This is a genomic window from Streptomyces sp. NPDC054849 (genome assembly GCF_053610945.1).
The window spans coordinates 98,796-119,508 of record NZ_JBSGZI010000009.1 but is presented as its reverse complement, the minus strand read 5'-3'; the positions used below and the strand labels follow the sequence as shown (position 1 = coordinate 119,508).

Annotated in this window: 18 protein-coding genes and 1 pseudogene; 12 read left to right on the top strand and 7 right to left on the bottom strand. The window is 72.7% G+C overall.

Annotation, left to right across the window (positions count from 1 at the left end):
- Positions 1 to 96: 96 nt before the first annotated feature.
- Complete coding sequence (locus ACWGIF_RS06955) at positions 97 to 975, bottom strand: winged helix-turn-helix transcriptional regulator (RefSeq protein ID WP_453492181.1); 879 nt, start codon at positions 973 to 975, stop codon at positions 97 to 99.
- 76 nt (positions 976 to 1,051) lie between these two features.
- Between ACWGIF_RS06955 and ACWGIF_RS06950 the strand changes: the two genes are divergently transcribed.
- The 3 genes from ACWGIF_RS06950 to ACWGIF_RS06940 all read left to right on the top strand — a co-directional run bounded on the left by ACWGIF_RS06950 (position 1,052) and on the right by ACWGIF_RS06940 (position 4,652).
- On the top strand, positions 1,052 to 2,335 hold the full coding sequence (locus tag ACWGIF_RS06950) for an MFS transporter (RefSeq protein WP_453492178.1): 1,284 nt from the start codon (positions 1,052 to 1,054) through the stop codon (positions 2,333 to 2,335).
- A gap of 9 nt (positions 2,336 to 2,344) precedes the next feature.
- The gene (dapD, locus tag ACWGIF_RS06945; RefSeq protein WP_453492175.1) at positions 2,345 to 3,325 is read left to right on the top strand and encodes a 2,3,4,5-tetrahydropyridine-2,6-dicarboxylate N-succinyltransferase; all 981 of its coding nucleotides are present in this window, start codon (positions 2,345 to 2,347) and stop codon (positions 3,323 to 3,325) included.
- Positions 3,326 to 3,596: 271 nt separating this feature from the next.
- Entirely contained in the window at positions 3,597 to 4,652 is a 1,056-nt protein-coding gene (locus ACWGIF_RS06940) for an amidohydrolase family protein (RefSeq protein WP_453492172.1), read from the top strand.
- Between the two features lie 127 nt (positions 4,653 to 4,779).
- Here ACWGIF_RS06940 and ACWGIF_RS06935 read toward each other — a convergent pair whose 3' ends face one another.
- The 3 genes from ACWGIF_RS06935 to ACWGIF_RS06925 form a co-directional block, all read right to left on the bottom strand.
- Complete coding sequence (locus tag ACWGIF_RS06935; RefSeq protein ID WP_453492169.1) at positions 4,780 to 5,034, bottom strand: hypothetical protein; 255 nt, start codon at positions 5,032 to 5,034, stop codon at positions 4,780 to 4,782.
- A gap of 144 nt (positions 5,035 to 5,178) precedes the next feature.
- On the bottom strand, positions 5,179 to 5,433 hold the full coding sequence (locus tag ACWGIF_RS06930) for a GNAT family N-acetyltransferase (RefSeq protein WP_453492166.1): 255 nt from the start codon (positions 5,431 to 5,433) through the stop codon (positions 5,179 to 5,181).
- Positions 5,434 to 5,505: 72 nt separating this feature from the next.
- A complete protein-coding gene (locus ACWGIF_RS06925) occupies positions 5,506 to 7,347 on the bottom strand; it encodes an endonuclease/exonuclease/phosphatase family protein (RefSeq protein WP_453492163.1) in 1,842 nt (613 codons plus the stop codon).
- Between the two features lie 374 nt (positions 7,348 to 7,721).
- Between ACWGIF_RS06925 and ACWGIF_RS06920 the strand changes: the two genes are divergently transcribed.
- Positions 7,722 to 9,314, top strand: a complete 1,593-nt coding sequence (locus tag ACWGIF_RS06920; RefSeq protein ID WP_453492160.1) for a hypothetical protein — start codon at positions 7,722 to 7,724, stop codon at positions 9,312 to 9,314.
- 245 nt (positions 9,315 to 9,559) lie between these two features.
- Entirely contained in the window at positions 9,560 to 10,999 is a 1,440-nt protein-coding gene (locus ACWGIF_RS06915) for an alkaline phosphatase PhoX (RefSeq protein ID WP_453492157.1), read from the top strand.
- A gap of 42 nt (positions 11,000 to 11,041) precedes the next feature.
- On the opposite strand, the gene ACWGIF_RS06910 is transcribed toward ACWGIF_RS06915, so the two are convergent.
- From ACWGIF_RS06910 to ACWGIF_RS06900, 3 genes are all read right to left on the bottom strand, one after another.
- Positions 11,042 to 11,218, bottom strand: a complete 177-nt coding sequence (locus tag ACWGIF_RS06910; protein WP_453492154.1) for a hypothetical protein — start codon at positions 11,216 to 11,218, stop codon at positions 11,042 to 11,044.
- A 102-nt stretch (positions 11,219 to 11,320) separates the two neighbouring features.
- A complete protein-coding gene (locus tag ACWGIF_RS06905; protein WP_453492151.1) occupies positions 11,321 to 12,601 on the bottom strand; it encodes a TerD family protein in 1,281 nt (426 codons plus the stop codon).
- Positions 12,602 to 12,783: 182 nt separating this feature from the next.
- Positions 12,784 to 14,307, bottom strand: coding sequence for an aldehyde dehydrogenase (NADP(+)) (locus ACWGIF_RS06900; protein ID WP_453492148.1), 1,524 nt, complete (start codon positions 14,305 to 14,307; stop codon positions 12,784 to 12,786).
- A 127-nt stretch (positions 14,308 to 14,434) separates the two neighbouring features.
- Here ACWGIF_RS06900 and ACWGIF_RS06895 point away from each other — a divergent pair, with 127 nt between their 5' ends.
- The 7 genes and pseudogenes from ACWGIF_RS06895 to ACWGIF_RS06865 all read left to right on the top strand — a co-directional run bounded on the left by ACWGIF_RS06895 (position 14,435) and on the right by ACWGIF_RS06865 (position 20,655).
- The gene (locus ACWGIF_RS06895; RefSeq protein ID WP_453492145.1) at positions 14,435 to 15,217 is read left to right on the top strand and encodes an IclR family transcriptional regulator; all 783 of its coding nucleotides are present in this window, start codon (positions 14,435 to 14,437) and stop codon (positions 15,215 to 15,217) included.
- 374 nt (positions 15,218 to 15,591) lie between these two features.
- Positions 15,592 to 16,273, top strand: a pseudogene (locus tag ACWGIF_RS06890) (response regulator).
- 62 nt (positions 16,274 to 16,335) lie between these two features.
- Positions 16,336 to 17,784: a peptidoglycan D,D-transpeptidase FtsI family protein gene (locus tag ACWGIF_RS06885; RefSeq protein ID WP_453492142.1), complete on the top strand. Its 1,449-nt coding sequence runs from the start codon at positions 16,336 to 16,338 to the stop codon at positions 17,782 to 17,784.
- Positions 17,785 to 17,847: 63 nt separating this feature from the next.
- A complete protein-coding gene (locus ACWGIF_RS06880) occupies positions 17,848 to 18,348 on the top strand; it encodes an N-acetyltransferase family protein (protein WP_453492140.1) in 501 nt (166 codons plus the stop codon).
- A gap of 120 nt (positions 18,349 to 18,468) precedes the next feature.
- Complete coding sequence (locus ACWGIF_RS06875; RefSeq protein WP_453492137.1) at positions 18,469 to 18,669, top strand: antitoxin; 201 nt, start codon at positions 18,469 to 18,471, stop codon at positions 18,667 to 18,669.
- A 149-nt stretch (positions 18,670 to 18,818) separates the two neighbouring features.
- Positions 18,819 to 19,523 carry a DsbA family oxidoreductase gene (locus tag ACWGIF_RS06870; protein WP_453492134.1) on the top strand — a complete coding sequence of 235 codons (705 nt, stop codon included), beginning with the start codon at positions 18,819 to 18,821 and terminating at the stop codon, positions 19,521 to 19,523.
- A gap of 70 nt (positions 19,524 to 19,593) precedes the next feature.
- Positions 19,594 to 20,655, top strand: a complete 1,062-nt coding sequence (locus ACWGIF_RS06865) for an aminotransferase class V-fold PLP-dependent enzyme (RefSeq protein ID WP_453492131.1) — start codon at positions 19,594 to 19,596, stop codon at positions 20,653 to 20,655.
- The last annotated feature ends 58 nt before the right edge of the window (positions 20,656 to 20,713 follow it).

Genomic DNA, 20,713 nt, shown 5'->3' with positions numbered 1-20,713 from the left:
CCAGAACCCCCACCGTCACCCTCGCCGCATGACCATCCCAAACAGCCCGATACCCGACACCATGTCCTTGACGAAGGACATAGAGACACCCCCCCGCTAAGCGGCGGAGCGCACGGCCCTCAGGGCCGTCTGCACGCTCGCCTCGATGTCGCGGATCGGGTAGATCACCTCGCGTACCGTGCGGTCGCGGTCGATGACCAGGGTCAGCCGCTTGATCCGGCTCACGCCCGCCGCGCGGAACGTCGGCAGCCGCAGCGCCGCCGTCAGCGCCAGGTCCGCGTCCGAGAGGAGAGGGAACCGCAGACGTTCGTGCTCCGCGAAGTCCCGCTGCTCGTCCGGGCGCTGGGTCGACACCCCCTGCACGGTGGCGCCGGCCGCCGTGAACTCCGCGAGCTGGTCGCGGTACGTGCACGACTCGAACGTGCAGCCCTTGGCCCCCGGGATCCCGGCCCAGCCGGGCGGGTAGGACTCGGCGCGCGAGTACGCGCCCGGGAAGCAGTACAGGACCGTGAACGGGGTGTCGTCCGCCACCGGGTCGCTCAGCTCGCCGAAACGGTCCGGCAGCAGCAGCTGCGGCACGCGGGTGCCGCGCAGCGCGTGCACGCGTTCCGCCTCCCGCGAAGCCTCGTCGGTCGTGGCCGTCATCTCTCCCTCTCCGAGGATCCAGGTGTCCCCCCAGTCCTGGAGGGCGACCAGGACGGGGAGCAGTCCCCGCCCGCGCGGGGTCAGCCGGTACTCGTGCCGCACCGGACGCTCCTGGTACGGCTCGCGCGACAACACCCCGGCCTCCACGAGCAGCTTCAGCCGCTCCGCCAGCACCTTGCGGGACATGCCCAGCTCGCGCTGGAGCTCCTCGAAGCGGTGCAGGCCGCGCGCGGCGTCCCGCACGATCAGCAGCGTCCACCAGTCGCCCACCACGTCGAGGGCCTGGGCGATGGCGCAGTCCGCGTCGCCGAGGTGTGTGCGCTGGGCCATGGGAGCTCCTTTGTCCGTTGACCCAAGGCTGTCATGCTGACATAGTCCGTTCCCAAAGGGAACTTACTCGCCGGATGTGGGGGACACGGGTGTGCTGCAGGGGTTCAAGGACATACCGAGGGTCGTGTGGCTGCTGGCTGCGGGGGTCTTCGTCAACGCCGTCGTCAGCTTCACCTTCGTCTTCGTCTTCCTCTACCTGACCGGCCCACGCGGCCTCAGCGCCGCCCAGGCGGGCCTCGCCAGCGGAATCGCCGGTGTCGGCCTGGTCGTCGGCAACTTCACCGGCGGCTGGTACGGCGACCGCTTCGGCCACCGCCGGGTGCTGCTCGCCGCCTCCATGCTGGGTGGCCTCTCCCTGACGGCGCTCCCGCTGCTGCCCACCCCGCTGCTCTGCGCGGCCCTGCCGCTGGCCCAGTACGCCGCCGGCGTGATCCGGGCCGCCAACGCCGCCCTGATCGCGGTCACCGTCCCGGAGGGAGCCCGCCGCCAGGCCTTCGCCGTCGTGCGCTGCGTGTCCAACGGCGGATTCACCCTCGGGCCGCCGCTGGGCGCGCTCGTCGCCACCGGCTTCTCCTACGACTGGCTCTTCGTCGGCGACGGCATCGGCACCCTCTTCTTCGCCTTCTGGACCGCGCGGGTCGTCCCGGCACGCGGTGCCACCCGTGGGGCCGCCGTGCCCGCCGCGGCCCCGGACGGGGGTCAGGGCCGCGGCGAGCACGGCGTCTGGCGCGAACTGCGGGCCCGCCCCGCCCTGCTGGTGATGCTCGGCGCGATCCTGGTGACCGACGTCGTCTACCGCCAGCAGTACTCCACCTTCCCCGTCTTCCTCGCCGACCACGGCCTGGACGCGCGTGCGTTCGGGCTCGTCATCGCCCTCAACGGAGGGGTGATCCTGCTGCTGGAGCTGCCCGCCGCGGTCGCGCTGCGCAAGCGGCCGGCGCCGGCGGTCGTCGGCACCGGGCTGGTGCTGGTCGGGGCCGCGTACGGGGTGCTGCTGCTCGGGGCCGGGATCGCGACCGCCGTCGTGATGATGGTGCTGCTGAGCCTCGGGGAGATCCTCTACAAGACCACCGCCACCGCCTACGTGGCCGACGAGGCGCCGGAGCACGCCATCGGGCGGTTCCAGAGCCTGTACGCGGGGGTCTCGGTCAGCGGGGTCGTCCTCGGCCCGCCGCTGGGCGGGGCGTTGTACTCCGCTGCGCCCGGGCTGCTGTGGCCGCTGTGCGCGGTGCTGGCGGCGGGGGCGGGCGGGGCCGTCCTGTGGACACACGTCCGGCAGCGCCGGCACGCGTTGCGGTCGGCGCGACCGGCGCGACCGGCACATGAGACCGGTTCGCAACCGAAGGCCGTCGCCGGTTAGGTTTCGGATATGACTGCTACGCGTACCACCGGCGCCGTCGCCGCCGGACTTGCCACCCTCACCGCCGACGGCACCGTCCTCGACACCTGGTTCCCCGCCCCCGAGCTGGTCGCCGAGCCCGGCCCGGCCGGCACCGAGCGCCTCACCGCCGAACAGGCCGTGGAGCACCTCGGCGCCGCCGCGGCCAAGGCGATCCGCACGGACGCGGTCCGCGGCGTCGAGGTCGTAGCCGTCCGCACGGTCATCGCCTCCCTGGACGACAAGCCGCTGGACGCGCACGACGCGTACCTGCGCCTGCACCTGCTCAGCCACCGCCTGGTCAAGCCGCACGGCCAGAACCTCGACGGCGTCTTCGGCCTGCTGACCAACGTCGCCTGGACCTCGCTGGGCCCGGTCGCGGTCGACCAGGTCGAGACCGTCCGCCTCAACGCGCGCGCCGAGGGCCTGCACCTCCAGGTCACCTCGATCGACAAGTTCCCGCGGATGACGGACTACGTCGCCCCCAAGGGCGTGCGCATCGCCGACGCGGACCGCGTCCGCCTCGGCGCGCACCTCGCCGAGGGCACCACCGTCATGCACGAGGGCTTCGTCAACTTCAACGCAGGCACCCTCGGCACCTCCATGATCGAGGGCCGCATCTCCGCGGGCGTCGTGGTCGGCGACGGCTCCGACATCGGCGGCGGCGCCTCCACCATGGGCACCCTGTCGGGCGGCGGCAAGCAGATCATCTCGATCGGCGAGCGCACCCTGGTCGGCGCCGAGGCCGGCGTCGGCATCGCGCTGGGCGACGAGTGCGTCGTCGAGGCGGGCCTGTACGTGACCGCGGGCACCCGCGTGACGCTCCCGGACGGCCAGATCGTCAAGGCCCTGGAGCTCTCCGGCGCCAACAACATCCTCTTCCGCCGCAACTCGGTCACCGGCACCGTCGAGGCCCGCCCGTACAAGGCGGCCTGGGGCGGCCTGAACGAGGTCCTGCACAGCAACAACTGACGCCGGCTGCCCTGTCCCGGTGTTGAGCAACCGACGCGCGCTGTCGCCGGTCGGCACGGCCCACCGCTGAGCGCCCTTCCACGGCCCCACCACGGCCCGGAAGGGCGCTCAGCTGCGCTCCTGGCTGTCCTTCGAACGCCACGTGGGCCCGCTCCTCCAACGCGACGGAGACCCGCTCGGCCCTCCGGCCTCCGGCGCTGCCACGTCCACCGTGCGCACGCCGGGCGAGCGTGTCACCATCGCGTCATCCCGTAGGTTCACCGTCATGATCATGCGTATACGTGGTGTCACCCTGCCCGAGCGCGTCGAGCGCACGTTCTGGGTCGACGGGGAACGGCTGAGGACCGAGCCGCCCGCCGATGCGGCGTCGAAGAGAGTGGAGACGGTGGTCGACGGCGGCTGGCTCCTGCCGGGGCTGGTCGACGTCCATACGCATCCGGGGGCTGAGGGTCCTGACGACCGGTTCGACGAGGCCCTGCTGCGGAAGCATCTGACGGCGCACCGTGACGCCGGGGTGCTGCTGGTGCGGACCCCGGGAACCGCAGAGCGGATGCCCGGCTGGGTGGACACGGAAGCCGATCTGCCTCGCGTCCGGTCGGCGGGAAGGTGGCTGGCCACGCCCGGCCGGTTCTTCCCCGGGGCGGGACGCGACATCAGCGAGGACGAGCTCGCCGGGGCCGCGGTCGAGGAGGCCACAGCCGGGTCGGGCTGGTGCAAGGTGATCGGTGACTGGCGATGGGACGAGCCCGCCGTACCCCTGGATGTGCTGAAGGCGACCGTTGACGCGGTGCACGCCGTCGGCGGACGGGTCTCGGTGCACTGCCAGACCAGCGAGGGCTCGCGCAACGCCGTCCTGGCCGGCGCCGACAGCCTCGAACACGGCATGCATCTGGACCCGGAGCTCCTGGACCGGATGGCCGTTCAGGGGACCGCGTACGTGCCGACGCTTTCGGCGTTCGCCGGAAGCGTCGAGATGTGGCAAGGGCGCGAACCCGGCGCGCGGCGCTCCCACTGGCTCGACGGCTGGCGGGGCATGATCGCCAACGTTCGAAAGGCACACGAAGCGGGGGTCCTGGTCCTCGCCGGAACCGACAGCTTTCCCTGCGGCACGGTCGCCGCGGAGTCCCGATGGCTGCTGCGGGCGGGCATGCCGGCCGAAGAAGCTCTCGGGGCTGCCTCGTGGACCGCGCGGAACTGGCTCGGACTGCCCGGCCTGGCCGATGGAGCGCCCGCCGACCTGGTCGCCTACGACGAAGACCCCGCTGTTGTACCCGAAACCCTGGGCCGGCCGAAGCGCGTGATCCTGCGGGGCCGGGTACTGCGCTGACCCGTGCCCGGATGCGAGCTGCCGCCGCCTGCCCTGCGGCCGGTCGAGTCGGGACATGCGCGACGCCCCTCGGCCCGCAGGGGGTGAGGGGCGTCGCGGCTCGCGCCGACGCGGGCGCGCGCGGGAGTCAGGGCAGCGGAATCGTACGGACCAGGCCGGCGAAGGCCTGCTGCTCCGCCTCGGTCAGTTCCACCGATTCCATCGGGTGCGCGGCGACGCTGCGCTGGGCGGGGATCTTCGCCAGGCCCGCGAAGGCGTCCGGCTCAGGGTGGGGGAAGCGCTTGTCCCGCAGCATGTGGCCGAATCGGACGACGCAGACGATCGCGGCCACGAGCAGGACGGCGAGGCCGATTTGCTGGGCGAGGGAGATGGAGGGGAACACGAGGATCCTCCGGGGAGTGCGGTCGGTACGAGTCGTACAAGATCGGGCGTGCAGACACTCAACACCACAACCGGGCGATTCGGTAGAGATGTGTCGAGCATCACGCCAGGGCTGAAAGTCCCCGTCTTGCCCGGAAAAGCCCCGTTACGGTTCCAGGTGCAGCTTGAAGCCCTCGTGGCTGCGGGCGAAGCCCAGCCGCTCGTAGAAGCGGTGGGCCTCCGCGCGGCGCTTGTCGCTGGTCAGCTGGACCAGGCCGCAGCCGCGGCCCCGGGCCCGTTCGACGGCCAGCCGCATCAGTTCCGCCCCGAGTCCCGCGCCCCGCCGGTCCGCGCGGACCCGCACCGCTTCCACCAGGGCCCGCTCCCGGCCGTTCTGGCCCAGGCGCTCACGGAGGATCATGGCGCGATTGGGACAGGGGGGGGTCCGGCCGGGACGGCGGCCGGACACCCCTGTTGCTCGGGCCCCGGGGAGCTACGGGCGGAAGCGCAGCACCTGCGGGTCGTGGTCGCTGTTCTGCGCGGCGAACTCCGCGTTGATGTGCACGCTGTCGTACGTGAACTTCTTGATCGCCGGGCTGGTCAGGATCTGGTCCAGCACCTGTGCGTTGCCCTGGAAGACGTACGAGTAACGCTCCGACTTCGGCAGCGACTTGATCGCCGGGTACAGCGCCCCGCCGTCCGCCAGCGCGTCCGTCGTCGCCGAGAACTCGAAGTCGTTGATGTCGCCGAGGACCAGGACGTTGGCGTTCTTGTCCTCCGCCAGGATCTCCTTCACGAAGCCGTTCACGGCCTGCGCCTGGAGCAGTCGCTTCTCCTCCGACTTGCGCACCGGCGGCTGGTGGTGCGAGGTCAGGCCCTCGTCGCCGCCCTTGGAGCCGAAGTGGTTGGCGATCACGAAGACCGTCTTGCCGCGGAAGACGAACTCGCCCGCGAGGGGCTTGCGGCTGTCCGCCCACGCCGGGTTCGCGGGGTCGACGCGGCCGGGGGAGTGGGTCAGGTGGGCCTTGCCGTTCTCCTTGACCACTCCGGTCGCCGTCGCCGCGTCACCCGGGGCGCGCTCGGTGAAGGAGACCCGCGCCGGGTTGAAGAGGAACACCTGGCGGATGTTGCCGCCGGGCTCGCCGCCGTCCTTCTTGTCCTCGGGGTCGACGGTCCGCCACTGGTAGGCCGGGCCGCCCGCCGCCGTGATCGCCGCGGTGAACTTGGCCAGGGTCTGCTCGGCCGAGACGGTGCCGTCGTTCTTGGCGCCGTTGTCGTCCTGGATCTCCTCCAGGGCGAGGATGTCGGGGGCGGCCAGGTTCTCGACGACGGCCTTCGCCAGCGCGTCGAACTTCTCCTGCGGGTCGGTCGGGTCGAGGTTCTCGACGTTGTACGTGGCCACCGCGAGCTCCTGCTCGGCCTGCGGCTTGGTCTTCTCGGGGGCGATGGTGCCCGCCTTGACGGTGCCGAGGGTACGGGCCACCAGCGTGTAGCCGCCGAACTGGTTGAAGTCCAGCGGGCCCTCGGTGGTGCCGGTCAGCTTGTCGCCTACGTTGGCCACCGGGAAGGGCTGCTGCGCGAGGGGCGCGAGCTGCTGGATCTGCAGGCGGCCGGTGTTCTGGGACTCGTAGGAGCCGTAGACCGTGCCGCCGCGCTTGGCGGCGTTCTCCCAGCCCTTCACCGTGACCCACAGCTCCGCGTACGGGTCGGTGGCGCCGACCACGCGCGAAGTGCCGATGCGGACGTTCATGCCCTCCAGGGACTCGTAGAAGTCCAGGGCGTAGCGCGAGGGCTCCAGGGCGAGGCCGTTGATGCTGCCGGCGGCCGCCGGGTCGCCGGCCGGGGCGTACGCGGCGGGCACCGTGTACTCGTTGATCGCGGCGCCCTCGGGCAGCGCGTTGCCGGAGGAGACCACGGTCACGGTCGGCTTGGAGATCTGGGTCACCGACTGGTTGCCGGAGGTCAGGCCGCCGGGGATGTACTCGCCGACCGTGCCGGAGACCTTGACCGCGTCGCCGACGGCGACGGTCGGGACCGAGTTGGTGAAGACGAACACGCCCTCGCTGGTGGCGTCGTTGTCGTCGGCGTCCGGGTCCTGGATCCAGAAGCCGCGCGAGCCGTACGTACGCACGCCCGTCACGATGCCCTCGACGTCGGCGACCTGCTTGCCGTTGAGCGGGGATATCCGGGTGGTGCCCTGGATGTCGTGGATGCGTACCGAACCGGCGGACGCGTCGCCCTCGGCCGCGTCGGCGGAGCCCGCGAGCAGGCCGGTGGCCAGCGCGGTGGCGACGAGGGCCGCGACGGCGGTGGAGCGGGGATGCGAGGAGCGCATGGTCAGTGACTCCGGTGTGGGAGAGGGGAAAGGAGGGGGTGTGGCGGCGAGATCTGCGGGTGGCGTGCCGCCCCCGATACATCTACGCGCGTCAATTTCCTGTGTGGCCATCAAAGTTGTCAAGCCCTCCAGGGGATACGACAGACGACTGTGGGATGAACCAAAGGAGATGCCCCGCCGGAGGCGCCCGATATGCGTCTACGCTGGGGCGCCGTACGACGGCCACGTCTGTCATCTGCGCCACATCTGCCATGCCCGTCCTGCCCGTCATGTCGGCCATGTCGCCGGAATCCGGGCGCGTCTGACGGACCCGCCGGCCGGCCGGCCGCTCCGTGCCGGCATGCCCCTACCGCGTCCGCGAGGAGAACCGCTGCATGTCCGCTGAGTCGCATCCCACACTGCCGCCGGTACGGCTGCACTCCGACGCGGAACTCGCCCGCGACGCTCTCGGCGCCCCGCTGTTCGCGCGCGCCGTACGGCTCGCCCGCTGGGCCGGCCCCGACACCCGCGTCGGCATCGGCGGTGAGCTGGCCGCCGCCCAGCTGTCCGAGGCCGCCGAGGTGCTCGGTCTGGACGCCGCCGACGCGCAGTCCGCGATGGATGCGAGCCGCGCCTGGCGGGTGGCCGTGGACACCGGGCTGGTCGACGTGACCGAGCCGGAGGAGGACGGGGAGGAGGCCGGCGGGAAGGGCGGCGCGCAGGCCGCCGGGACGGCCGCCAGGACGGCCGCCAGGACGGCCGGCGGGACGGTCGAAGAGACAGGCTGCGAGGAGCACTTCGGCACGGCCGCGCCCGGTGAGGACCTGGCGCTGGTGACGGGCGGTGCACCCGGCGACGTACTCGGCCTCTGGCTCGCGGCCCTGGAGACGGTTCTCGCCGACGCGGCGGTCCCCGACCTCGACGGACTCGTCGACGCGCTGGACGCGGGCGGCGAGATCGACTTCGACCGGCTGGACTGGAACCCGGGCCGCGAGGCGGACTTCCTCGACGGGGCCCTCGCCAACCTCTATCTGCTCACCGTCACGGAGGGCCGGGCTGCGGACGGACCGGTTCCGCTGCCGGTGCTCGCCGCCTCCATGGTCGTGCCCGACGACATGGGCGAGCCGACCGACGCCGTGCTGGAGCAGGTCTCGGACGCGATGATGCGCCTCGACGACCAGTTCCGGCAGCTGGAGCCGATCGGACTGGTCGAGTTCCGGCCCGTCGACGAGGAGTTGCTGGCGGAGGCCGCCGACGAGGAGGCCTCCGCCGGTGGCCGGGTCGTCCAGGGCGGCGCAAGTGGCCCGGCCGGCGGGGACGACGACGACGTGTCCCGCTACGGCATGGTCCGCCTGACCCCTCTCGGCCTGTACGGCGTCCGGGCCCGGATGCGGGAGGCCGGGGTCGACGCCCCGGCCGTCGGGGAACTGGCCGGCAAGGGCGCCGACGCCCTCCTCGACGCGGTCGCCTTCTACTCCGAGGACGCCGCCCAGGCCGAGATCGACCAGTGGCTGGCCGGGCGGGAACTGCCCGCCGCGGTCGCGGAGCTGCTGGCCGCCGCCCGCGGGGACGACGAGGGCGGCCCGCTGCGCCGGCTGCGGTGCCAGCAGGCCCTGGCGCAGGCCGGGCCGGAGGCCGAGCCGGCGGTCCGCTCGGTGCTGGACGACCCGGAGCTCGGCGGGCTCGCCCGGGTCTGGCTGGCGGAGCGCGGGGTGGGCGACGTACCGGCGCCGGACCCGGAGATGGTGTTCTGGCTGACCGTCGACACGATCGCGGCGCAGCTGGCGGCCGGCGGGGAGACGGAGGAGCTGCCGCTCCTGATGGAGACCCTGACCGCTCATCACACAGGGTTCTTCGACCTCGTGTGGCGGGTGGAGCACCCGGCGACGGCCCATGTCCTGGAGGCGATGGGCCGGCTGCATCCGGACAGGAAGACGGCGAAGGAGGCCCGCAAGGCGGCGTTCAAGGCGCGCTCCCGCCGGACCTGAGCGGAGCGGCCCCGACCGGCGGCGACGATGCGCCGCCGGCCCCGGGTGGGCGGCGACGATCGGCCCTGCGTCCCCGGCCGGCGGCGACAATGAGCCTTTTCCTGGGCCGGAGTTGGCCATTCCGGCCACCGGTGAGGGGCCGGTTCCCCGTGGTGGGTAGTTCAGCCGCCGTTCACGTGCGGGCGAGAGCGTGTGCGCCGACGACCGCACGCCAGGCGCACCACCTCCCCACCCCTGGAGACCCGATGCCGCTCAGCCGTAGAGACTTCACCGCCCGTACCGTCCTCGCCGGCGCGGGAGTCGCGCTCACCGGGACTGTCGGCGCCCTCGCGACCGCCCCGGGGGCGCTGGCGGCCGACGACGGCACGGCCCGCGACGAGCACGGGCGGCCCTGCGAGCCCGGCTACGGCCCCCTCCTCCCCGACCCGGCCGGAATCCTGGCCCTCCCCGCCGGATTCACATACCGCGTGATCACGCACAGCGGGGTCACCAAGCTGGAGTCCGGCGAGACCACCCCCTCCCACCACGACGGAACCGCCGCGTTCGAGGGCCACCGCGGGGTCACCCTCCTCGTCAACAACCACGAACTCCGGGGCAGGCGGGAGAACTGGGCCCATCCGGTCCCGCTCGCCGAGGGCCTCGTCTACGACCCGGCCGCGGCAGGGGGCTGCACGGTCGTCGAGGTCCGGCGCGGCGGCGAGGTCGCCGAATGGGTGGGGATCGCCGGTACGTCGACCAACTGCGCGGGCGGCGCCACCCCCTGGGACACCTGGCTCACCTGCGAGGAGAACTCCGACCTCGCCGGCAAGAACGGCATGACCAAGGACCACGGCTATGTCTTCGAGGTCGACCCGCACGACCGCCGCGCCAACCGCGACCCGCAGCCCGTCAAGGCCTTCGGGCGCTACGACCACGAGGCCGTGGTCATCGACCCTCGCCAGGGCCACGCGTACCTGACCGAGGACGCCTCCGGCCCCAACGGGCTGTTCTACCGCTGGACCCCGCCCCGCGGCTTCCGCCACGGGCGCGGCATGCTCCGTACGCTCGCCCCCGACGCCGGCCTGCTCCAGGCCGCCAAGTGCACCGACAGCCGGGGCCGGTTCGTCGACGACCTGTCACGCGCGACGAGGATCGGCACCGTGTACGGCGTCGACTGGGTGGACGTGGCCGACCGTGACGCCCGGACGGTGCCGGTGCGCAAACAGTTCGCGGACGGCGTGGTGACGCGGGGGCGCAAGCTGGAGGGCATGTGGTGGGCCGACGGCGGCGCGTACTTCGTCTCCTCCTTCGCCCGTGAGGAGAGCCCGGGCGCAGCCCACGACGGCCAGGTCTGGTTCTACGACCCCAAGCGGCGCACCGTCCGGCTGACCGTCCTCATCGGGATCAACGCGGACCCTTCGACGGGCGGCGGCTACGACGGCCCCGACAACATCACCGTGTCCCCGTACGGCGGCCTGATCATCGCGGAGGACGGCTCGGGGCTGCAGCACCTGTTCGGCGCGACCTCGTCGGGCCGCACCTACCCGCTGGCGCGCAACGAGCTGAACATCGGGTCGGCTCAGGAACCGGAGTACTCCGAATTCGCCGGTGTCTGCTTCTCCCCGGACGGGCGCACGCTGTACGCCAGCCTCCAGGCCCCGGGCATCATGCTGGCCGTCACCGGGCCGTGGCGGCGCGCACACTGATGGCGCGCACACCGACGCCGCCGCCTGCGGCGCACCCGCACCTCACTGGGCCGGGGAAACCTCCGTGCGAGAGGCCTCGGCCCACTCGGCGAGCAGGAACTCATACGCCTCCGAGGGCCACTCGCCGTCCACCCGGGTCTCGACCAGGTGCCGGATCGCCTCGTTCGCCTCGGCGGCGGACGGGCGGGCGGGCCCGGCGGGTGTGAGCGTCTCGTACATGCTTCCAAGGCTACGGGCGGGCACTGACAGCCACCTACGGATTACGCGTGGCATCCATCACCCGCGATCCGGTCCGGTGGCTGCACGTGCCCGCCCACCTGCTCAGAGTGCCTGGGAGGCCGGCTTGACCATGCCGCGCACTGTGCGCGACTTCACAAAGTCGCCCATGGCGGTCATCTCCCACTCGCCGGAGAACTGCTTGATCAGCTTCGCCATCATCACGCCGGTCTGGGGCTCGGCGCCGGTGAGGTCGAAGCGCACCAGCTCCTCGCCGCTCGCCGCGTCGATCAGGCGGCAGTAGGCCTTGGCCACCTCGGTGAACTTCTGGCCGGAGAAGGAGTTGACCGTGAAGACCAGGCCGGTGGCGTCGGCGGGGAGCCTGCCGAGGTCCACGACGATCACCTCGTCGTCGCCCGCGCCCTCACCGGTGAGGTTGTCCCCCGAGTGCTTGACGGCGCCGTTGAGGATGGACAGCTTGCCGAAGTAGCAGCTGTCGATGTGGTTGCGGTTGGGGCCGTACGCGATGACGGAGGCGTCGAGGTCGATGTCCCGGCCGCGGAACGCGGGCTCCCAGCCCAGGCCCATCTTGACCTGGGAGAGCAGCGGGCGGCCGCCCTTGACCAGGGAGACGGTCTGATTCTTCTGGAGGGTGACCCGGCCCTTGTCGAGGTTGATCTTCCCGGTGCCGGCCGGTGCGGCCGGTGCGGCCGGGGCGGCGGGAGCCGCTGCGGGGACCGGGGCGGCCGGGGTGGGCGTCGTGGCGCCGCCGAGCCAGGGAGAGGCCGGGTACGAGACCGCCGGTGCCGGGGGCGCCGGGGGCGCGGGGGGCGCGGGCGGTGCCGACGGCGCCGGCGGGGCGACGCCGGGCGCGGGAGCCGGCTCCTCCTCCACCGAGACCCCGAAGTCGGTGGCGATGCCGGCGAGGCCGTTCGCGTACCCCTGGCCGACCGCGCGCACCTTCCACACGCCGCCGCGCTGGTAGATCTCCACGACGACGAGCGCCGTCTCGGTGCCCAGCTGCGGCGGGGTGAAGGAGGCGATCACCGCGCCGCCGTCGGCGTTGCGCACGGTGCCGGTGGGCTCGATGCCCTGGAAGGACTGCCCGGCGGCGTCGGGGCTGGCCGTCACCACGATCCGCTCGATGCCCGGGGGCAACGCGGCCGTGTCCACGGTGATCGAGTCCGGTGCCGAACCGCCGCCGGACCGGTAGCCGACACCGGGACCGGAGGGCTGGTTGAAGAAGATGAAGTCGGCGTCGGAACGCACCTTGCCGTCCGCCGTGAGGAGCAGGGCCGATACGTCGAGTCGCACCGGCGCAGCCACGTCCACCGTCACACGCACGGCATTGAGCGGCAGGTTGGATCCAGGGGTCATAGCGGTCATGCCCGGAGAACGACCGGAGGGGCTTTGCCGTTCCCTTACCCTCGCGGGAGATTTCGGCGCCGGTCGTACGTGAACCCGTTCGGCTGCGCCCGGGCCGCGTTCCCCGGCCCGGGCCCCCGCCTGCGCCCCCCGGCCGCGTTCCAGGACTGCGGTTCTCGGCCGGCGCGGCGTGCGGCCCTCGCTCAGCCGCCCGTCACACGGCGCGGCAGCCCCAGCGGGTTGTCCTCGCGCAGCTCCGCCGGAAGGAGCGCGTCCGGCACCGACTGGTACGCCACCGGCCGCAGCCAGCGCTCGATCGCGGTCCCGCCCACCGAGGTGGAGTGCGAGGTGGCGGCCGGGTACGGGCCGCCGTGATGCTGGGCCGGGGCCACCGCGACCCCGGTCGGCCAGCCGTTGACCACGATCCGCCCCGCAAGCCCCGTGACCTGCTCGATCAGCTCGGCGGCCGGGCCCGGCGCGCCGTCGCTCTCGGCGGCCGACAACTGGAGCGTGGCACTCAGGTTCCCGCCCAGCCGGCCGAGGACCGCTCCCGCCTCGCCCTGGTCGGCGTACCGCACGACGACGGTCACCGGGCCGAAGCACTCCTCCAGGAGGAGGTCGTACGCGCCGCCCTCCAGGAGGCTCCCGGCGGGCACGGTCAGGTATCCCGCACCGACGGTGTGCTCGCCGCCGGAACCCGGGGTGACCGGCGCGTCGACGCCGGGCAGCGCGGCCCGGTCCCGTACGCCCGAGACGAAGTTCTCCCGCATCCGGTGGTCGAGCAGCACCCCCGGCTCGGTCTCCCCGAGCGCCTTGGTGAGCGCGCAGGTGACCCGGTCGCCGTCCGCGCCGGCGGGGACCAGCACCAGGCCGGGCTTCACGCAGAACTGGCCGACGCCGAGGGTGACCGAGCCGGCGAGCCCGCTGCCGATCTCCTCGGCGCGCTCGGCGGCCGCGGCCGGTGTGACCACGACGGGGTTGAGGGAGCCCAGTTCGCCGTGGAAGGGGATGGGTACCGGCCGGGCGGCGGCCGCGTCGAACAGGGCCCGCCCGCCCCGGATGGAACCGGTGAATCCGGCGGCGGCCACCAGCGGGTGGCGGATCAGCTCCAGGCCGGCGTCGAACCCGTGGACGAGGCTGACGACTTCGGCCGGCAGCCCCACGGCGACCGCCGCCCGGCGCAGCAGCGAAACGCACAACTCGGAGGTGGCGGGGTGATCGGGGTGCGCCTTGACGACCACCGGGCAGCCGGCGGCCAGCGCGCTCGCGGTGTCCCCGCCCGGGACGGAGAAGGCGAGCGGGAAGTTCGAGGCGGCGTAGACCGCGACGACGCCGAGCGGGACCTTGTAGCGGCGCAGTTCGGGGCGGGGCGGGCTGAGGGAGGGGTCGGCGCGGTCGATCCGGATGTCGAGGTAGGCCCCTTCGTCCACGGCGTCGGCGAAGGCGCGCAGCTGGCCGCTGGTGCGGGCCAGTTCGCCGGTGAGCCGGCCCGGGCCGAGCGCGGTCTCGGCGTCGGCGGCCTCGATGACGTGGGCGGCGGCCTCGTCCAGCAGGGCGGCCGCGGCGCGCAGGAAGGCGGCGCGGACGGCGGCGTCCGCGAGCGGGCCACGGGCTGCGTGGGCCGCCCGGACGGCTTCGTCCACCTCCCGGGATGTGGCCTCCACCGCAACCTGCTCGCGCTGCTTCCCGGTGCGGGGGTCCACACTCCAGACTGGTGTCGTTGTCATGGCCCACTGCCTCCTGGATCGTTCAGTATTCTGAACGCGGTTCCGGTGGATGAATGATCACATCTGCTGCGGACTCTATTTCCGCGTCCTCCGCGTGACAAGAGGCGACCAGAGGGGAAGCAGGCGTATGACGACGACCGAGCCGGGGATCCCGGTTGCGGCGGCGCCGGTCAAATCGGCGGTCCGGACCGTCCTGCTGCTGGAGCACTTCGCGTCGCGGCCGGGGCTGCACAGCCTGGCCGACATCCAGAACGACCTCTCCCTGCCCAAGTCCAGCCTCTACATGCTGCTGCGCACGCTGGTGAACCTGGGGTGGGTGGAGACGGACGCGACGGGCACGCGCTACGGCATCGGCGTACGGGCCCTGCTGGTCGGCAGCTCGTACATCGACGGCGACGAGGTGGTCGCCGCCGCCCGGCCCACCCTGGACCGGCTCTCGGACGACACGACGGAGACCATCCACCTGGCCCGGATGGACGGTACGAGCGTGGTCTACCTCGCGACCCGCCAGTCCCAGCACTATCTGAGGCCCTTCACCCGGGTCGGCCGGCGGCTGCCCGTGCACTCGACGGCGCTCGGCAAGGCGTTGCTGGCCACGCACACGGACGACGAGGTGCGGAGGCTGCTGCCGCGGCGGCTGGAGGCGGTCACCGAGCACACCATCACCGACCGGGAGCTGCTCATCGAGGAGCTGGCGCTGGTGCGGGAGCAGGGCTACGCGGTGGACCGGGAGGAGAACACGCTCGGGCTGCGCTGCTTCGGGGTGGCCGTGCCGTACCGGACGCCGGCCCGGGACGCGGTGAGCTGCTCGGTGCCGGTGGCCCGGCTGACGGCGGGGCGTGAACAGGTCATCAAGGCGGCGCTGTTCGAGGCGCGGGACCGGTTGTCGGTGGTGACGCGCCGCATGTGAGGCGCTGCATCGAGGTGGCGCAGGCGGGGCGCTGCATGTGAGGTGGCGCATGCGGAGCGTTGTTAGGGGGCGGCGTAGGCGAGCGGCGTAGGCGGGGCGGCGGAGGGTGTGATTCCTCCCCCGGCCGGGGGAGACGGTTCCCCTGTGAGGGGGAGGTGCCGGGGCGCCTCGCACGGGACCGTTGAGTCATGACCACACGAGCCGTTCACACGACGACGTACGCGCCGCCGACCCCGTCCCCGTCCTCCGGGCGGGGGCCGGGGACTGCGCGGCTCCGCGGAACGGGCCGCACTGCTCGGCGGCAGCGTCGAGGCCGGCCCGTGCGAGGACGGGTGGCGGCTGCGGGCCGTCCTCCCGCTCGCCGGGGGCGACCGATGGCGGGGCCCGTCCCGGCAGGCCGCCTGCCGCTGCGCATCGTGCTCTGCGACGACGAGCGGATGGTGTGCACCGCGCTGCGGGTCATCCTGGAGGCCGAAGACGATCTGGAGGTCGTCGGCGAGGCGGCCACCGGGGCCGAGGCGGTCCCGCTGGTCCGCTCGCTGGCGCCCGACGCGGTGCTGATGGACGTCCGGATGCCCGAGATCGACGGCATCCGGGCCACCGAGCAGATCCTCGCCACCATGGCCGACCCGCCCCGGATCGTGGTCGTCACCACCTTCGAGAACGACGCCTACGTCTACGACGCCCTGCGCGCGGGAGCCGCGGGCTTCCTCCTCAAGCGGGCCGACCCCGACGAACTGACCGGCGCCGTCCGCCTCGTCGCCCGGGGCGACTCGCTGCTCTTCCCGGCCGCCGTCCGCTCGCTCGCCGCCGCCCACTCGGCCGCGGCCGCCCCCGCCACGGCACCCTGGCTGGCCCGGCTCACCGACCGCGAGGCCGACGTACTGCGCCTGATGGCGTCCGGACTGTCCAACCACGAGATGAGCGCACCTCGGGGTCGGGCCGCAGACGGTCAAGACCCACGTCGCGGCGGACCTCGCCAAGACCGGTTCCCGCGACCGCACCCAGGCCGTCATCGCGGCTTACGAGGGGGGCTTCGTCATGAAGAAAAGCTGAGAACCCGGCCACAATCGGGGCAGAGAGGAACGGCCGGGGCCGCCGGGACGTCCTTCTGGGGGATGAACAAGACGATCAGGCGTGCGTCGGTCTTCTGTCTGCTCCTGGTGCTGGCCCTGCTGGTCCGCGTCACCTGGGTGCAGGCTTACCAAGGCCAGGCCCTCGCAGACGACAAGCACAACCGTCGGAATCTCATCGGGCAGTACGAGAACCCGCTGGGCAACATCATCGTGGGCGGGGAGGCGATCACCGGGTCGGTGAAGACGGGCGGCAAGGACTTCGGCTACAAGCGGACGTACGTCGACGGTCCGCTCTACGCGCCCGTCACGGGGTACAGCTCCCAGGTCTACGGCACCACCATGCTGGAGGGCGTCTACAAGGACGTCCTCAACGGCTCCGACAGCCGGCTGAAGACCGTGATGGACCTGCTCACCAACAAGCGGGCCGATCCCGGCAATGTCCTGACCACCATCGACAGGAACGTGCAGAAGGCGGCGTACGACGCGCTCCAGGGCAAGCAGGGCGCCGCCGTGGCGGTCGACCCCGCGACCGGCGAGATCCTCGCCGTGGTGAACAACCCCTCCTTCGACCCGGGCAGCATCACCGGCGCCAACGACCAGCAGGCCTGGGACGAACTCTCCGCCGACAAGGGCAAGGCCATGGAGAACGTGGCGCTGCGCAAGCCCCAGGCACCCGGCTCCACCTTCAAGCTGGTCACGCTCGCCGCGGCGATCGAGAACGGGCTGGTCACCGACATCGACCAGCAGACCGGCATCGCCGACCCGTACACGATCCCCGGTACCCGCACCCCGCTGCCCAGCGAGGCGGGCTCCGCGGCCTGCAACAACGTCTCGGTGCGCACCGCCCTGCGGCTGTCCTGCAACAACGTCTTCGCCGAGCTCGCGTCCAGGCTCGGCCAGGACAAGATGCGCGCGACGGCCGAGAAGTTCGGCTTCAACGTGCAGATCGACACCCCGATCCGGACCAACCCGCCGAGCAGGTACCCGTCGAAGAAGATGTCGGTCGACCAGGTCGCGCAGACGGGCATCGGCCAGTTCGACGTGCAGGCCACCCCGCTCCAGATGGCCATGGTGACGGCCGCGATCGAGAACGGCGGCAAGCTCGTCGCGCCGCACATGGTCTCCGAGGTCACCGACGCCAACGGTGACGTGCTGGAGAGCTTCAAGGACCCGAAGTCCCGGCAGGTCATGAGCGAGAGGACCGCCTCGATGGTCCGGGACGCCATGCGCACGGTCGCCACCGAGGGCGGCGGCAAGCCGGCCCAGGTGTCCGGTGCGGAGGTGGGCGGCAAGACCGGTACCGCCCAGCGCGGTGTCGACAACAGCCTTGCCCCGCTGGCCTGGTTCACCTCCTACGGCAAGCTGAACGGCAAGCAGATCGCCGTCGCCGTGGTGATCGAGAACTCCGACACCGACCGCTCCGAGATCGGCGGCGGGAAGCTGGCCGCCCCCATCGCCCAGAAGATGATGGAGGCGTGGCTGAAGAAGTAGCCACGCGGGGCCGCAGCCCGACGCGCCGGGAACCGACGGGGCTCCCGGCGCGTTTCCCTTCCCATGATCAGGACTGCGCAACCCGCCGACCTCGACGCGATCGCCGCCCTCCACACCCGGGCCCGTGCCACCTATTACCAGGGCCACATTCCCGAGCAGGCCTACGCGGGTGCGGCGGAGATCCACCGGACCCGCGAGGGCTGGTCCCGGGCGGTCGCCCGCGACGCCGCCGAGGGCGGGGTGCTCTGCGCGGAACAGGACGGCGAACTCACCGGGGTCGCGGCCTTCCGCACACAGGACGGCGAGACCACCCTCACCCAGCTCCACGTCGACCCGCTCCACTGGCGCCGCGGCACCGGCGCCGCCCTGCATGCCGCCTGCGTGGACGCCTGGCGCCGCGCCGGAGTCCGGCGGGTCCGCCTGGAGGTCTACGAGCACAACCTCCGCGCCCAGGCCTTCTACGCCGCCCACGGCTGGCGCCCCGACCCCGCCGCCCCCTGCTCGGGCACCCACCGCACCCTCTGGCTCCGGATCGGCCCCCCGCCCGCCGCGTCCGGGGAATGAGCCGTACGCGCTCCGCGGCGTTCCCGCCGTGGGATCGGCGGCCCGCGGTTGCTCCGGGTGCACGCTCGGGCGTTCGCGGCGAAGCTGGGAGCGACAGGCAATCCCGGGAAAGGACCGTTCATGTCCATGCTCGACAAGCTCAAAGGCCTGATCAAGGGACACCCGGACCAGGCACGCCAAGGCGTGGAGAAGGCCGGAGACGCCTTCGACACGAGGACTGGGAACAAGTACCAGCGTCAGGTGGACACGGCGCAACAGAAGCTCAACGAGCAGATCGGCAAGCAGCCCCCGACCGGAAACGAGCGCCCGCCCCAGCCTTAGACACAGACCCTGCGGGGACCGCATGCGCTTCAGGATGTTCCCTGAGGGGCGGTGCGGTCCCCGCCGGCGCGTCCAGGGAATGAGACGGGTCGGGGGATGGTTGAACCACAAACCGTTTTGCCCCCCCGAACCCGGAGAGAAGAAGGATCATGCGCGTCGAGATCTGGAGCGACATCGCCTGCCCCTGGTGCTACATCGGCAAGGCCCGCTTCACCAAGGGGCTGGCCGGGTTCGCGCACCGCGACGGGGTGGAGGTCGTCTTCCGGTCCTTCGAGCTTGACCCGGGCCGTGCCAAGGGTGTCACGGCTCCCGTCGTGGAGATGCTCGCCGAGAAGTACGGCCGCACCCTCGACGAGGCGCGCGGCATGGAGGAGCACGTGGCCGCCGCCGCCCGCGCGGAGGGCCTGGAATACCGGACCGAGGGCCGCGACCACGGCAACACCTTCGACATCCACCGGCTGCTGCACCTCGCCGGGGCCCGAGGCCGGCAGGAGGAGCTGCTCGACCTCGCCTACCGGGCCAACTTCGGCGAGGACCGCTCCGTCTTCGACGCCGAGGTGCTGGTCGCCCTCGCCGTCGAGGCCGGGTTGGACGAGACCGAGGCCCGCGCCGTCCTCGCCGACGATTCGGCCTACGCCGACCAGGTGCGGGCCGACGAGCGCGAGGCCGCCGAGCTGGGCGCGAACGCCGTGCCGTTCTTCGTCCTCGACCGCCGCTACGGCATCTCCGGCGGCCAGCCGGCCGAGGTGTTCACCCGGGCCCTGGAACAGGCGTGGGCCGGGCGTGAGGTCGGGGAACCGGCCGCCGCCGAGGCGTGCGAGCCCGACGGTGCGTGTGTCGCCCCTCGGTCATAAGGATGGCTTGGGGTGGGCACGTAAAACCCGCCGATGGACTTTGGGGCGCTCCTGGCGCAGAGTTGACGGCATGGACCTTCCGCTCGCCGATGCGACCCGTGCCGAGTTCGCCCACTCCACCGCCTACCTCAACACCGCCAACTGCGGGGTGCTCCCGCGTTCCGCCGTCGCCGCCGTACGGGAACTGGCCGAGGCGGCGGGGGCCGGGATCCCCGCCGGATTCGGCGACTTCGACCGGGTGACCGGAGCCCGGGCCGCCTTCGCGCGCCTGGTCGGGGTGGACGCCGACCGGGTGGCCGTCGGCTCGGCCGTGTCCACCCACGTCGGCCTGATCGCCGCGTCGCTCACGCCCGGCGCCGAAGTGCTGTGCCCGGAGGGCGACTTCGCCTCCGTGATCAACCCGTTCGTGGTGCGGGGCGACCTCAAGGTCCGCTTCGCACCCCTCGAGTCCGTCGCCGAAGCCGTCGGCCCGGACACCGCCCTCGTCTCGCTGAGCGCCGTGCAGTCCGCCGACGGGCGGATGGCCGACCTGGCCGCGGTGCGCGCGGCGACGGCGGCGTACGGGACCCGGATGCTGGTGGACGCGACGCAGGCGGCGGGCTGGCTCCCCTTCGACGCGTCGCCGTACGAGTACACGGTCACCGCGGGCTACAAGTGGCTGCTCGGCGCTCGCGGGGCCTCGTACCTGACCGTGTCGAAGGAGGCCCAGCACACGCTGACCCCGCTGCACGCCGGATGGGTGGCGGCGCAGTCCATGTGGGACGCCACGTACGGTCCCATGCCCGAACTGGCCCACGGGGCGCGGCGGTTCGACGAATCCCCCGCCTTCCTCGCCTACCACGCGGCAGAGGCCTCGCTGCGGCTCCTGGAGCGGATCGGCGTCGAGGCCGTCCACGCCCACGACACCGCCCTGGCCGCCCGCTACCGGGCCGGGCTCGCCCGTCTCGGCCACGAGCCCGTGCCCGGCGGGGCCGCCATCGTCTCGGTGCCCGGCCTCGCCGGACGCCAGCCCGCCCTGCAGGCCGCCGGCATCGCCACATCGGCCCGCGCGGGCCTCCTGCGGGCCTCGTTCCACCTCTACACCACGGAGGCGGACGTGGACCGGCTCCTGGACGCACTGTCCGCGTCCTGACCCGAGATGCCCTGACCTGACCCCGCCCCCGGACCCGCCCTCCCGGACCCGCCCCCGC